This is a genomic window from Parafrankia sp. EUN1f (genome assembly GCF_000177675.1).
Classification (GTDB): Bacteria; Actinomycetota; Actinomycetes; order Frankiales; family Frankiaceae; genus Parafrankia.
Window position 1 is genome coordinate 69,098 of sequence record NZ_ADGX01000020.1, and the last position, 13,359, is coordinate 82,456.

14 protein-coding genes and 2 riboswitches are annotated in these 13,359 nt (G+C 69.7%); of the genes, 10 read left to right on the forward strand and 4 right to left on the reverse strand.

Going from position 1 to position 13,359, the window contains the following annotated elements:
- Nucleotides 1–107: 107 nt before the first annotated feature.
- Nucleotides 108–503, reverse strand: coding sequence for a hypothetical protein (locus FREUN1FDRAFT_RS08670; protein WP_006539628.1), 396 nt, complete (start codon nucleotides 501–503; stop codon nucleotides 108–110).
- Complete coding sequence (locus FREUN1FDRAFT_RS08675) at nucleotides 500–787, reverse strand: hypothetical protein (protein ID WP_157474471.1); 288 nt, start codon at nucleotides 785–787, stop codon at nucleotides 500–502. The genes FREUN1FDRAFT_RS08670 and FREUN1FDRAFT_RS08675 overlap by 4 nt, the downstream gene beginning before the upstream one ends.
- A 370-nt stretch (nucleotides 788–1,157) precedes the next feature.
- Between FREUN1FDRAFT_RS08675 and FREUN1FDRAFT_RS43585 the strand changes: the two genes are divergently transcribed.
- Nucleotides 1,158–1,358, forward strand: a complete 201-nt coding sequence (locus tag FREUN1FDRAFT_RS43585) for a hypothetical protein (protein WP_157474473.1) — start codon at nucleotides 1,158–1,160, stop codon at nucleotides 1,356–1,358.
- Nucleotides 1,359–1,499: 141 nt separating this feature from the next.
- On the opposite strand, the gene FREUN1FDRAFT_RS08685 is transcribed toward FREUN1FDRAFT_RS43585, so the two are convergent.
- Nucleotides 1,500–1,802 (reverse strand): DUF1905 domain-containing protein, encoded by a 303-nt coding sequence (locus tag FREUN1FDRAFT_RS08685; RefSeq protein ID WP_006539631.1) that lies wholly within the window; start codon nucleotides 1,800–1,802, stop codon nucleotides 1,500–1,502.
- Between the two features lie 294 nt (nucleotides 1,803–2,096).
- Here FREUN1FDRAFT_RS08685 and glnT point away from each other — a divergent pair, with 294 nt between their 5' ends.
- The 8 genes from glnT (at nucleotide 2,097) to FREUN1FDRAFT_RS08725 (ending at nucleotide 10,984) form a co-directional block, all read left to right on the forward strand.
- Nucleotides 2,097–3,488: a type III glutamate--ammonia ligase gene (glnT, locus tag FREUN1FDRAFT_RS08690; RefSeq protein ID WP_006539632.1), complete on the forward strand. Its 1,392-nt coding sequence runs from the start codon at nucleotides 2,097–2,099 to the stop codon at nucleotides 3,486–3,488.
- Nucleotides 3,489–3,561: 73 nt separating this feature from the next.
- Nucleotides 3,562–4,533 carry a glutamine amidotransferase gene (locus FREUN1FDRAFT_RS47645; RefSeq protein WP_006539633.1) on the forward strand — a complete coding sequence of 324 codons (972 nt, stop codon included), beginning with the start codon at nucleotides 3,562–3,564 and terminating at the stop codon, nucleotides 4,531–4,533.
- On the forward strand, nucleotides 4,521–5,369 hold the full coding sequence (locus FREUN1FDRAFT_RS08700; RefSeq protein ID WP_006539634.1) for a glutamate synthase: 849 nt from the start codon (nucleotides 4,521–4,523) through the stop codon (nucleotides 5,367–5,369). Before FREUN1FDRAFT_RS47645 ends, FREUN1FDRAFT_RS08700 begins: the two co-directional genes overlap by 13 nt.
- A gap of 320 nt (nucleotides 5,370–5,689) precedes the next feature.
- Entirely contained in the window at nucleotides 5,690–7,024 is a 1,335-nt protein-coding gene (locus tag FREUN1FDRAFT_RS08705; protein WP_006539635.1) for an FMN-binding glutamate synthase family protein, read from the forward strand.
- A gap of 148 nt (nucleotides 7,025–7,172) precedes the next feature.
- Nucleotides 7,173–7,799, forward strand: coding sequence for an XRE family transcriptional regulator (locus FREUN1FDRAFT_RS08710; RefSeq protein ID WP_050795787.1), 627 nt, complete (start codon nucleotides 7,173–7,175; stop codon nucleotides 7,797–7,799).
- 332 nt (nucleotides 7,800–8,131) lie between these two features.
- A riboswitch (cyclic di-AMP (ydaO/yuaA leader) is annotated at nucleotides 8,132–8,320 on the forward strand.
- 13 nt (nucleotides 8,321–8,333) lie between these two features.
- Complete coding sequence (locus FREUN1FDRAFT_RS08715; RefSeq protein WP_035950833.1) at nucleotides 8,334–8,711, forward strand: transglycosylase family protein; 378 nt, start codon at nucleotides 8,334–8,336, stop codon at nucleotides 8,709–8,711.
- Between the two features lie 557 nt (nucleotides 8,712–9,268).
- Nucleotides 9,269–9,961 carry a hypothetical protein gene (locus tag FREUN1FDRAFT_RS08720; RefSeq protein WP_157474475.1) on the forward strand — a complete coding sequence of 231 codons (693 nt, stop codon included), beginning with the start codon at nucleotides 9,269–9,271 and terminating at the stop codon, nucleotides 9,959–9,961.
- 141 nt (nucleotides 9,962–10,102) lie between these two features.
- Nucleotides 10,103–10,984, forward strand: a complete 882-nt coding sequence (locus FREUN1FDRAFT_RS08725; RefSeq protein ID WP_006539639.1) for an SDR family NAD(P)-dependent oxidoreductase — start codon at nucleotides 10,103–10,105, stop codon at nucleotides 10,982–10,984.
- Nucleotides 10,985–10,998: 14 nt separating this feature from the next.
- Here the strand turns inward: FREUN1FDRAFT_RS08725 and FREUN1FDRAFT_RS08730 are convergent, their stop codons facing one another.
- Nucleotides 10,999–12,255: a cytochrome P450 gene (locus FREUN1FDRAFT_RS08730; protein WP_006539640.1), complete on the reverse strand. Its 1,257-nt coding sequence runs from the start codon at nucleotides 12,253–12,255 to the stop codon at nucleotides 10,999–11,001.
- Nucleotides 12,256–12,701: 446 nt separating this feature from the next.
- Nucleotides 12,702–12,903, forward strand: a riboswitch (cyclic di-AMP (ydaO/yuaA leader).
- Between the two features lie 12 nt (nucleotides 12,904–12,915).
- Here FREUN1FDRAFT_RS08730 and FREUN1FDRAFT_RS41215 point away from each other — a divergent pair.
- A complete protein-coding gene (locus FREUN1FDRAFT_RS41215) occupies nucleotides 12,916–13,293 on the forward strand; it encodes a transglycosylase family protein (RefSeq protein WP_083828618.1) in 378 nt (125 codons plus the stop codon).
- The last annotated feature ends 66 nt before the right edge of the window (nucleotides 13,294–13,359 follow it).

Consider the following 13,359-nt stretch of genomic DNA (forward strand, 5'->3'; position numbering starts at 1 on the left):
CGAATGGTGGCTTGCCTTACACGAAACGGCTGAGCGAGCTGCTGCCGGAATTCGGTCTATCGGCCGCGGGCGGCGTGATTACCAGCAGAGCGCCGGGGGCGCCTGTTTCACAAGGACAACGCGTCGACGGGAAGCCTGGCATACCGGTCGGCCTGGGCGGTGAGGATTGGCCAGCCCATGGCCAGAGCCGCCACCGCTGCGTGCAGCACAGGCCAATCCGGCTGTGGCCGATAGGCGGCTAACAGATCGACCTCATCGGTGCGTGCCAACCCGCAGATGGCGATGGCACCGCACGGTGCGGCGGCAATGATGTCGGCGAGGTGATCGGTGAGAGCGGGTTGACCGAGCACGACCTGAGCCAGGCAGAGGGAGGGAATTTCCAGCGGGGGACCACCCTCGACCGCATCATGGAGGAGCCGTGACAGCTCCCGGCGCTGGTGCTGGCTGCCGGAACCGACAAGCCCTGCCCGTAACGCCAGATCGTCCAGGATGTAGCCGCTCACGCGACGGCTCGGGCCCGATGGGCCGTGAGCGCCGCGATGGCGGCCTGCCCGAGAACCGGTGCCGGGTCGCGACCGTCCACGCTGCGCAGCCGCTCCGCGGCAGCGTTCAGCTCGGCGGCGATGGCAGGCGGGGTCGGGTGAAGAGCGGCAGCAGTGCGCACCCATGCGAGCGCCGCGGCGTGGGCGTGCAGCACCGTGACGGCTCGGTCGGCAGCCTGGTCAGGCAGCCCGACCAGGCGCTCGACCAGAGCATGTGCCTGAGCTCGATCATGATGGATGGTCATGAAATGACCGTAGCCCAGGCACATGGGGTCGGCCCTGGCACAGCGCGGGTCTCGTTGTGAACTTTGGTCGTGCGCTGCGGGGCCCCGACGCCGGCGAGCCGCAGAGCCTTGCCCGCGCATTCGTCGCGGGCAGGCACCTGGTGGGGCACGCCCGAACAGCGTCGGGTCAGATCGTCGGCCGTGGGCCGGCCTTGGTGACGGCGGGAAGCTGGTAGGTGCCGTCGAGCACGGCTGCTCTCGGTTGGTAGAGCCGCAGGATCGGACGGAACGGACCTGCCGGGGCGGGCAGCCAGCCGGCCAGGTGTGCGGTCGCCGATGGAGTACCGGTTTGCGCGATTGGCGACCAGATGGAACCAGGCAGGTCGTACATGTGATTGACCAGAACGCGTCGACCGGCGGCTCCTGGTCGAACCGCCGCAAGTCGGTACGCAAGGCCACCTGGCGATCGAGAAAAAGTGAGGATTTTGGTCGTTCGAACAGCCGAAATCCTCAATTCTTGCTCCTCGGCAACGGCAACCCTGGCGGCGGCTCGAAGTCGCGACCCGAAGCGGTGAGTGTTTTGGTCGTGTGAGCGGCAAAAATCCCCAACGCTTGCCCGCAGGTAAAGTCGACCCGAAGCTCGCGATTCCGTGGCAGGGTCTGGGACGTCGAAAATCCTCAGCTCTTCGAGCCGTGGCATGGGGGTCGATCTGAATCCCGCGGCCGGCTGGAATCAGGCGTCGAGGAGCTCGATGGTCGTGGAGGTGACGTCCCCGATCTCCAGGGCCTCGGCCTTGCGGACGGCGCGTTTGACGGGGAGTACGTAGCTGCCACGCTTGCTGTCGGGAAAGATTGATGTCCGCCAGGTGCTGCCGCCGAGCGTGGCCCGCACCCGCAGCGAGCCGAATCCGCGTCGCAGTCCGCCGGTCAGATCCCGGATCTCCTCTGACACGTCGACCGGCAGGCTGACGAACACCCAGCTGTCCGGGCGTCGCGCCGCCCATTCCCACAGCTCGCTCTCGAAGACGACGATCATCGTCGGAGTCTCACACAGGCCGGTCCGCCGGCGTCAGCACCACCCACGATCCGAGCCTGCCGGTGTCAGCGTGCTGCTCAGAGGCGACATCCGGCGCTCGCGGGCTGGCCGGGTGTGACCGATCCGTCGCGAACGGTTCGTGCTGCGCGTTCTTAACCCGGGTTCATCCGGCCGAAACCCGGCGCTGTTCTCCTGTGAGGAGAGAAGTTCTCCTCTCAAGACATGGATCCAGCGGGCAGGAGCCCGCCCCGCCGCCGGCCTGAGCAGTCGGCACGTCCCCGATCTGGAGTCCAGATGACGCTCGACGTGTTCCCCGGCCCGGTCGATGCCCTGCCTTCCCCCACCGGCAGCGGCGAGCTGGCGGCGCGGGCGCGGGCGGACGGGGTCCGGTTCCTGCTCGCCCTGTTCGTCGATCTCACCGGCAAGCCGTGCGCCAAGCTGGTGCCCGTCGAGGCCGCGGACGAGTTCGAGCGGGACGGGGTCGGGTTCGCCGGGTTCGCCGTCGGCGCGATCGGCCAGCGGCCGGCCGACCCCGACCTGATCGCGCTTCCCGACCTGGCCAGCTACACGCTGCTGCCGCAGGTGCGGGACGGGCTCGCGCTCGTCCACTGCGACCCGCATGTCGACGGGAAGCCGTGGCCGTTCGCGCCCCGGGTCATCCTCAAGACGATGCTGGCCCGGGCGAGCGAGCGTGAGCTGGACCTGTTCGCCGGCGCCGAGGTCGAGTACTTCCTGGTCAACCGGGATGTCGACGGACGTCTCACCCCGGCCGACGCCCGCGACGGCGCGGCCCGGCCCTGCTACGACGCCCGTGGCCTGACCCGGATGTACGACCATCTCACCGGCGTCTCGATGGCGATGAACGCGCTCGGCTGGGGCAACTACGCCAACGACCACGAGGACGCCAACGGCCAGTTCGAGCAGAACTTCGCCTACGCCGACGCGCTGACCACCGCCGACCGGGTCATCACCGCCCGCTACCTGATCTCGATGCTGGCGGAGCAGCGCGGGATGACGGCGACGTTCATGCCGAAGCCGTTCGCGGACCAGACCGGCTCCGGCATGCACCTGCACCTGTCGCTGTGGCGCGCCGGCCGGGCGCTCTTCCCCGCCGGCGAAGGTGGCGGGGACGGGGCCCGGAGCGGTCCTTTCGGGCTGTCGGTCCTCGCGGGCCGGTTCCTGGCCGGGGTTCTCGCGCATGCGCCGGGCATGCAGGCCGTGCTCGGCCCGACGGTGAACTCCTACAAGCGCACCGGTGCGACGTCGACCCGTTCGGGGGCGACCTGGTCACCGCGCCAGGTCAGCTACGGCGGGAACGACCGCACCCATTTCGTGCGCGTTCCCGACCCGCACCGCATCGAGCTGCGCGGCACCGACGGCTCGGCCAACCCGTACCTGGCCCTCGCCGTAGTCCTGGCCGCCGGTCTCGACGGCATCGAGCTCGATCTCGACCCGGGCTCGCCTGGTCTGGCCCAGGCGGGGGAGTCATCGCCCCGCCCCGCCCTGCCGCCGACGTTGCTGCACGCGGTCGAGGCGCTCGACGCGGACCCGGTGGTGCGAGGCGCGCTCGACGCGGCCGGCGCCGGCGTCAGCTCCTACTTCGCCGAGCTGAAACGGGACGAGTTCTTCGCCTGGCACGCGACGGTCAGCTCCTGGGAGCACGACCGCTACCTCACCGCCTTCTGAACCGCCTTTTGAACGCTTTTTGAACCGCCTGCCGACCACCGCTGCTCCAGAACTACCGAGAGGAGGACGGCCCGTGTGCGGGATCGTCGGACTCCACCTGCGTGACCCTGACCTGTACCCGCGGCTTGGACGTCTCCTGGAGTCCATGCTGGGCCAGGTCGTCGAACGCGGCCCCGACTCGGCCGGCGTCGCCGTCTACGGGGACGTCCGCCGCTGTCCGCCAGGCCATGCCGCGGTCTCGCTGCTGCTCGGCGGGACGTCGACAGAACCCGCGGACGTCGGAGCGCTGATCGCCACGGCGCTGGCCGGCGCGGGCACGCGTCCAGGGGCAGGTGCGGGTTCAGGGGCAGGCGCGGCTCCCGGGGCAGGTGCGGAGGCGTCTCCGCTGGTCACCGTGGCCGGTGACACCACCGTGGTCGCCGCCCCCGTCCCCCTCGACGACCTGGTCGCGGCGGTGCGCCGGGTGCTGCCGGCGGCGCTGATCGTCGGTTCGGGGACGGACCTGACCGTCTACAAGGGCACCGGTGACCCGCGGCGGCTTGCCGGCACCTACGACCTGGCTGGCGCGTCCGGCTGGCAGGGGCTCGCGCACACCCGGATGGCGACCGAGTCTGCGGTGACCCCGCAGGGTTGCCACCCGTTCTCCGTCGGGGCGGACCAGTGCCTCGTCCACAACGGCTCGTTCGCGAACCACGCGACGATCCGGCGTGAGCTGCAGGCGGAGGGGGTGCGGTTCGACTCGGACAACGACTCGGAGGTCGGTGCCCGCTTCGTCGCCGCCCGCCTCGCCGCCGGTGAGGATCTCGACAAGGCGCTGCGCGGGCTGTGCGAGCGCTTCGACGGGTTCTACACGCTGCTGGTGACCAGCGCCGACGGGTTCGCCGTCGTCCGGGACGCGATCGCCTGCAAGCCGGCGATCATCGCCGAGACCGACGCCTGGGTGGCGATGGCGTCCGAGTTCCGCGCCCTGGCGGACCTGCCGGGCATCGACACCGCCCGCATCTACGAGCCCGAGCCGGAAAGGGTCTACGCATGGCAGCGCTGACGGGGACGGACGCAGCTCCCAGCGGGGCAGGCACCAGCACCAGCACCCGCACCTTCGACCTGACGACGTCGACGGTCCGCGAGCTCAACGCCGAGCTGCACGCGCTTCCCGCCCCTCCCGGGCTGCCCGCGGCCGGCGCGGGCGGGCAGCCGTCCGGCCTGGCGCAGCCGTTGGGCGGCGTTGCGGATGTCGTTCCGGCGGCGTTCGAGGTGCTGCGGCCGCAGGGGGCGCACGCGATCGCGGCCGGGGTGAACGCGCCGGTCACGATCGACATCCGTGGCCATGTGGGCTACTACTGCGCCGGGATGAACGACGGCGCGACCGTGGTCGTGCACGGCAACGCGGGCACCGGGGTCGCCGAGAACATGATGTCGGGGCTGGTGCGGGTCCGCGGGGATGCGTCGCAGTCGGCGGGGGCGACCGCGCACGGCGGGCTGCTGGTGATCGAGGGGTCCGCGTCGATGCGCTGCGGGATCTCGATGAAGGGCGTCGACATCGTCGTCGGTGGTGACATCGGCCCGATGAGCGCCTTCATGGCGCAGGCCGGCCGGCTGGTGGTCTGCGGCGACGCCGGGGACGGGCTCGGTGACTCGATCTACGAGGCTCGGATCTACGTCCGCGGCAAGGTCGGTTCCCTCGGCGCTGACTGTGTGGAGAAGCCGATGCGGGACGAGCACCGGGCCGAGCTGGCCGAGCTGCTCACCGCCGCCGGCCTCGGGGAGCCCGGCGAGTCGGGGGAGTCGGGGGAGCCGGGGTATGACCCGGCGGAGTTCCGCCGGTACGGCTCGGCCCGCACGCTCTACCACTTCGCCGCCCACAACTCGGACGCGTACTGAGCCTGTTCCCTCTCATAGCAGCCCACCGCGGAATCCCGAGCTTCGGGCTACCACTGCCGCCACTGCTTCCGAGTAAAAAGTGAGGATTCTGGCTGCTGGCCCGACCAAAATCCTCGCTTCTTGCGGATTGGCAAGCGACTCGCTGTCCCGTTTGCGCGTACTGGTGCGAATTGCTGGAGCCGCGCGGCGGCGCGGGATCCCCGGTGGGTCGCCGTGCGGCGGATGGGCCGGACCGCCAGGTCAATCTCGGTGGGCTGGATCCACCCGTTCTCGGGAATTTGCCACACGCTCACGGTCCGTCCGTACTCTGAGGAGATCTGATGTCCGGCTATCCTTCGTCGCCCGCCACCTATGGCCTGCGCGAGTCGGCGACCTTCGACCGCGCCACCATCGCCGGCATCCAGCGGGCCGCGAGCACCGGCGTCTACGACATTCGCGGCTGGGGGGCCAAGCGGGCCCTGCCGCATTTCGGCGACCTGCTGTTCCTGGGTGCGTCGATGTCCCGCTACCCGCTGGAGGGCTACCGCGAGCGGTGTGGCACCGACGTGATCCTCGGCGACCGCAACGCGAAATACCCGCTGCACCTCGACATCCCGGTGACGATCGCCGGAATGAGCTTCGGGGCTCTCTCCGCGCCGGCCAAGGAGGCGCTCGGCCGCGGCGCGAGCGAGGTCGGGACGTCCACCACCACCGGCGACGGCGGGATGACCCCCGAAGAACGTGACCAGTCGAAGCACCTCGTCTACCAGTACCTGCCGTCGCGCTACGGGATGAACCCGACCGACCTGTGCAAGGCCGATGCCATAGAGGTGGTGCTCGGGCAGGGCGCGAAGCCCGGCGGCGGCGGCATGCTGCTCGGCCAGAAGATCTCCGACCGGGTCGCCGCCATGCGCACCCTGCCGCCCGGAATCGACCAGCGCTCCGCCTGCCGGCACCCGGACTGGACCGGCCCCGACGACCTCGCCATCAAGATCCTCGAACTGCGTGAGATCACCGACTGGGAGAAGCCGATCTACGTCAAGATCGGCGCGAGCCGCCCCTACTACGACGTGAAGCTCGCGGTCGCCGCCGGCGCGGACGTCGTCGTCCTCGACGGCATGCAGGGCGGCACCGCCGCCACCCAGGACGTCTTCATCGAGCACGTCGGCATCCCGACGCTGGCCGCGCTGCCGCAGGCGGTGCAGGCGCTGGACGAGCTCGGCCTGCACCGCAAGGTCCAGCTGATCGTCTCCGGTGGCATCCGTACCGGAGCGGACGTCGCGAAGGCGATGGCGCTCGGCGCCGACGCCGTCGCCATCGGCACGGCGGCACTGATCGCGCTCGGTGACAACCATCCACGGTACGCGGCCGAGTACGAGCGACTCGGCTCGGCGGCCGGCTACTACGACGACTTCCAGGACGGCCGCGACCCGGCCGGCATCACCACCCAGGATCCCGAGCTCGCGGCCCGGCTCGACCCGGTCGAGGGCGGCCGGCGGCTCGCGAACTACCTGCGGGTGCTGACCATGGAGGCGCAGACGCTGGCCCGTGCCTGCGGCAAGGCGCACCTGCGCAACCTGGAGCCCGAGGACCTCGTCGCGCTGACGGTCGAAGCCGCGGCGATGGCCCGGGTGCCGCTCGCCGGGACCACCTGGATCCCCGGCGCCGACCGGTGAACGGGGAGACGTGCTGAGCGGCCAGCCGCCCGGTCAGCCGGGCAGGCAGCCACCCGGGCAGCCGAGCAGCCAGCTGGGCGGGCAGCCGAGCGGGCAGCCGAGCGGGCAGCCACCCGACCGGCCGGACGGACCGGGCAAAGGGGGCGCCATCGCTAGTGTTCCGGGTGTGGGGGAGGAGAACGCGTCCCGGCAGGGGCGGCTGGAGCGTGCCATCGCGGGCAACGTCCGGCGCCTGCGCCATGACCGTGGGCTGACCCTGGCCGAGCTCGCGGCGCGCAGCGGCGTGTCCAGCGCGATGATCTCGAAGGTGGAGAACGCGTCGATCTCCTGCAGCCTGACCACGCTCGACCGGCTCGCCGAGACGCTCGACGTCCCGGTGACGTCGCTGTTCCGCGGTGCGGACGCCGCCCGCGAGGCGGTCTTCACCCGCGCCGGCACCGGGCCGCGGATCACCCAGCGCGGGACCCGGGTGGGCCACGAGTACACCCTGCTCGGCGCGCTGCGCGGCCCGCACAAGCGGATGGAGGCCCACATCGTCACCCTGACCGAGCGCAGCGAGGAGTTCCCGCTCTTCCAGCATCCGGGCACCGAGCTGCTCTACATGCTCGAAGGGGAGATGATCTACGGCCACGGTGATGCCAGCTACGTCATGCGCCCCGGCGACGCGCTGCAGCTCGACGGCGAGGGCGCGCACGGGCCGCGGGAGCTGGTCCAGCTTCCGATTCGGTTCCTGTCGGTCGTGGCCTACGGCGAGGTCGGCACCGGCCAGCCCTGACCCCACCAGGTGCGGTGCCGGCGAAAACGGATTAACTCATGATGTGTCGGAATCCGGGCCGGAAAAATTCTTCGTCGTCGCGGCGGGGAATTCGGTCACGGGCCCGATCGTGTCACGCACCTTGCGCAGCGGTTGGGTTGACCGGTGGCGACGAATCGATGACGCCGGCCGCATGGCGCCGGGAGAAAAGGGGCGAATTCTCGGCCGGCTAGACGTAACGCCGAAGAAATTCAAGGCCGAGGTGTCGGATGTGACGCTCCTCACAAAGCCTTTGAATTGGTTTGTGCCTCGTGTGTAACGTCACTGCCGTGCTTCCGACTGGGGAGCGCACATCGGGTGGCACGCCGAATCCTGCCCCACCCGGTGATTAACAAAACCGCGGGCAGGAGCGGGGGACCCAGGTTTCCCGGACGTTGAACGTCCTTCGGGGTGAAGCCGCCGAGCGCGATCTGAAAGCGCGGGCGCCGGGCATTCCCAGCCCGAACCCGACAGCTAACTTCGCAGGCGTGTGGGAAGGACACCATTTTGTCCGTTATGACTTCGGGTTCCTCTAAGAACCGCCGTTCCATCCGTCGGGGCCGTGCGCTGCTTGTCGCGCCGGTGCTCGCCGCGACGATCGGTGGCGGTATCGCGATGTCCCAGCCGGCGAGCGCCGCCGCCCGGCCGGACGCACACCGTTTCCTGAGTGCGGTTGTGCCCTGTGAGTCCGGCGGCAACCCCCGCGCGGTGAACTCGATCGGCGCGGGTGGTCTGTTCCAGTTCATGCCCGGCACCTGGCACGCCGTCGGTGGCAAGGGTCTGCCGCAGAACGCCAGCGCCGCGGAGCAGTGGAAGCGCGCCCACATCCTGTACGCCCAGCAGGGCACCAGCCCCTGGTACGCCTCGAAGAGCTGCTGGGGCGGCAGGATCTGATCCGCAGCAGACAACACCGGTGCGCCCGCAACGTTCTCGCGACGTTGCGGGCGCATTGGTGCTTGTGTGGCATTTAAGTGGTTGTTAATTGCCGCTCGTTGTCTTATTTGGGCCTTCCCTGGTTCTGCTGACAGGCATCTGACAGCGGGCTGACAGCAGCCTGATAGCTTCGCTGTCCTTCCGTCCCGATAGAGCACGTATGTCGCGTGTCTGCCGCGCGGGAGACATCCGGTGATTGTGCCGGTGCTGGCATGCGTGGGGGTGGGCGAGACATGGCTGTTCGCGATCTGTTGCGACTGGGTGGGCGGGCGCCGGGCGAGGCCCGGGGCGGTCCGCCCTCGGTCCCCGGGAATCGACCGCGACAGCTCCGGCTGAAGCGCCACGGGATTCTCCTGGCGGTCATCGCGTTCACCGTTTCGTCGTGCTCAGGTGACGGCGACACGACCGGCAGACGCGAAGCCGCGGTCACCTCGGGAACGGCCACGCCGAGCGCCGGTACGCCGTCGGGGACCGCAACGCCGACGCCGAGTGCGCTGGGTCTGTGGCCCGAGGACTTCGTGCTGACCGAAGGCCCGGTGACGGCCGGCTTCACCGGTGTGCCCATCGATGCCGATGCCGCCGCCGAAGCCGTCGCCGCTGCCCAGGCCGTGGAACAGTACTCCCCTGAGTTCGCGGACTGCGTCGGCTTTTCGGCGGAGGACCTCGACAACGAGCCCGAGGCAACCGCTCTCGGCGCGACCTTCGTGAGTGACAATGACGACGGAACGGTCATCATGTCCGACGCCGAGATAGTGACCGAGAAGCAGGCTGTTTTCGAGACCGTGATGTGGTCCAATCCCTGGTTCGCGGACTGCTTGGGCAAGGAGACCCAGGCTAGAATAGACGAGCGCAACGCCGACGGCGGCGACGAGCTCGAATATCAGCTGATCGGGATCCAGGGTCTCCCGGCGCCGACCGGAGCCGCTGGGTATGTGCGCAGGACGACGCAGGTGCGAGGCCAGGGAATCACCTACGACATCGCGCTGGACACTCTCTTCTTCCTAGTCGATCACGTCAAGGTGAACGTTGTCTACATGAGCTACGACCCGGCCCCGCCGATAGAACGGCTGCAGCTGATCGCTGACCAGATCGCCGGCAAGCTTGCCCGGCAGCAGCCGCGCAGCATCGCCGGCCGGCCCACGTCGGCCGGTACCGGGCTCCATGCCGCGGGGAAGGCTGACCACTCGACCGTTTCTGCGGTGGCGGCCTGAGCGGGCAGTGGCCCCTGATCCGACCGCCGGCTCTCATCTTGCCGATCCGTCCCGTTCATACCGATCGGCAAGACTCGGCTGGCTGATTGATCTGGTCAGGCCGAGCCGGCGGCGCCGGGTCGGGAGACGCGCGGAGGTCACGTGGTCGCCCAGGCTGTCGTCATCACCGGAGCCGCTTCTGGCATCGGCCGGGCCTGCGTCGAGCTGTTCGCCGCCCGCGGGTTCGGCGTGGTGGCGGTCGACGCGGACGAGGCCGGCCTGGCCGGGCTGGCAGATCTGGCCGCGGATGCCGGTTCCGCGGAACCGCCTGCATCCTCGGGGCCGCTCGCTTCCTCCGCCCCGCCTGCGTCGCTCGCCTCGCAGCCCGCTGCCCGCCTCGACGGAGCCGTTCGTCCACAGGTGGTCACCCTGGTCGCGGACGTCTCGACGCAGGAGTGCGGCGCACGGATGACCGAGCTCGCGCTGGAGAGCTTCGGGCGCCTGGACGTGGCTGTCCTCAACGCCGGCATCGGCGGGACCGTGCCCTGGGAGGCCGACGGCGCGATCGAGCGGCTGGACCGGATCCTCGCCGTGAACGTCCGTGGTGTGGCGATCGGCATCCGGTCGGTCGCACCGGCGCTGCGGGCCGGCGGCGGAGGCTCGATCGTCGTGACCGCGTCGAGCGGTGGGCTGCAGGCGGATCCCGGCAACTGGGCCTACCACGCGTCGAAGGGCGCGGTGATCAACCTGGTGCGGGCCGCGGCGGTCGACTACGCGGCGCAGAACATCCGGGTGAACGCGGTGGCGCCCGGCCTGACCGAGACGTCGCTGATGGCCCCGTACCTGGCACAGCCGGCGGTCGTGGAGGCCAGCAGCCAGCGGATCCCGCTGCAGCGTTGGGGCCGTGCCGACGAGCAGGCCGGCGCCGTCTGGTTCCTGGCCTCCGCGGCGGCCTCCTACATCACGGGCACGACGCTCGTCGCCGACGGCGGGCTGACCGCGCATCACGGCGCCGTCCCGCTGCCGCGTGTGCAGCGGGACTAGCGCTCGGAGGTCGGCTACACCGAAAGCCGCAGTGGCAGCCGGCTCATCGCGCGCACCCAGGCGCTGGGCCGGTAGCCGGGCTCGTCCAGCAGAGTGATCTTCTCGGTGCGGGAGAGCAGGGCACGCAGTGCGATCGCACCTTCGGCGCGGGCGAGCGGCGCGCCGAGGCAGTAGTGGATGCCCAGGCCCAGGCCGAGATGGCGAGGAGCGCTGGTCGTCTGCGCGTAGCGGGCGACGTCGAAGTGGTCGGGTTCGCGGTACACATCAGGGTCGCGGTTCGCGGCTCCGACGAGCAGCACCACGCTGTCGCCGCGGCTGAACGGATGGCCGTTCACCTCGGTGTCCCGCAGAACGGTGCGGATTATGAGGGGGAACGTGGGGTCGTAGCGAAGCATCTCCTCGACCGCCGCCGGCACGAGCTCGGGTGCGGCTCGCAGCCGTGCCAGCTGATCTGGGTCGCGCAGGAGCGCCACGATGCCGCTGCCGATCAGGTTCACCGTCGTCTCGAACCCGGCCACGAGCAGCAGGATGCACAGGTCGAGCAGCTCCTGCTCCGGGAGCACGTCGCTGTCCTGCCCGGCCGCGACGAGCTGGCTGAGCAGGTCCTCGCGTGGCTTCGCCCGGACGTCGGCGATCAGGTCGCGGAAGTACCCCTGGATGGAGCGCGTGGACTCGGCGCGGACGCGCAGGTCCTCCGGCGTGAGCGTCATGTCGGGCGCGAGACCGCGTACGAGCGGGACGATCCATTCGCCGAAAACCGACTCGTCCTCGGCGGGGACGCCGAGCATGCGGCAGATGACCGACAGCGGCAGCGGGCGCGCGAACGCCTCGATCATGTCGACCTCGCCAGCCGCGAGGGCCGCGTCGAGCAGGGTGTCGACGATCGAGGTGATCTCGGCGGTCAGGGTCGCGACGACACCCGGGGTGAACGCGCGGTTCACCAGGCCACGGAGCCGGGTGTGCTCGGGCGGGTCCTTCCGGAGCAGGGACTTCAGCCCACTGTCATCGGATCCGGCCGACCGATGGGCGCCCGAGTGGATGCCGGCCGTGTAGCCGTTGCCGAAGTCCGGGCTCTGGAAGGCCGCGGAGCAGTCGGCGTGCCCGGTGATGATGGTGCTGACCCAACCGCGGACGTCGCAGCGGACGAACGCCCCGCTCTCCTGGATCGAGCGGTAGGTGGGGTACGGGTTCTGCCGGCTGACCGCGTCGAGCGCGGCCAGGATCGGCGGTGGCTGTTCGCTGGTCTGCTCCGGCGGCGGTGCGCTGTCCATCGCGAGCTCCTCAGCTCCTCAGCTCCTCAGCGACGTGCGTCCCGACTTATACTTCGAATAGGGTCGGATGGCGTCAACCATCATGTCTGTCGCCAATCGCGGGATAGTACCGACAAATGCCCCGTGCACTGCTGGCCCGGAGCCCCGCGACCGGGCGGTGTTCTGTCTGTTTCGCGTGATGTGTTCTCCGTGGGCCGGTGAAATTCTCGTCGCGCAGCCGAGTCCGGCGGTCACCGGGTGCGCGGTGGTTCCAGTTGCATTGTGGCGGGGTGCTGACGCTGACGGAATGTCGGCGGTATGAAAGGGGCGTTCCACCGGATCGAGCTGGCCGGCGGTGGGCTTTCAAGGCCTCCTGGTGGCGAGTGGTGCTCTTCACGGAGGTCTGGAAATCGCTGGCGGGTGGTGGGTAACGTTGTTGACGTGCTTCCGGACGTGGGGAGCGCACATCGGGTGGCACGCCGAATCCCGCCTCGCCCGGTGCTTCGACATCCAGCAGGCGGGAGCGGGGGACCCAGGTTCCCGGGCGTCGTAGGCAGGCGTCCTTCGGGGTGAAGTCGCGCAGTGCGGCCGACTTGTCACGCACTGCGTGGCCGGGCTTTTCCGGCTCGAACCCGAAAGCTGACTTCGTAGGTGTGGGGAAGGGTATTGATTTTGTCCCTGATGACTTCGGGTGCTCGCAAGAACCGTCGTTCCATCCGTCGTGGCCGTGCTTTGCTGGTCGCGCCGGTGTTGGCGGCGACGATTGGTGGCGGTATCGCGATGTCCCAGCCGGCGAGTGCCGCGGCGCGGCCGGATGCGCACAGGTTCCTGAGTGCTGTGGTGCCGTGTGAGTCCGGTGGTAATCCGCGTGTGGTGAACTCGATTGGTGCTGGTGGGCTGTTCCAGTTCATGCCGGGCACGTGGCATGCGGTGGGTGGTAAGGGTCTGCCGCAGAACGCGAGTGTGGCTGAGCAGTGGAAGCGTGCGCATATTCTGTATGCGCAGCAGGGTTCGAGTCCGTGGGTGAGCTCGAAGCCGTGCTGGGGTCACAAGATCTGAGCTGATCGATCAATGCGCTGATCCCGTGTCGCGCGACCTTCGTAGGTTGGCTGTGGCTGGGTGAGG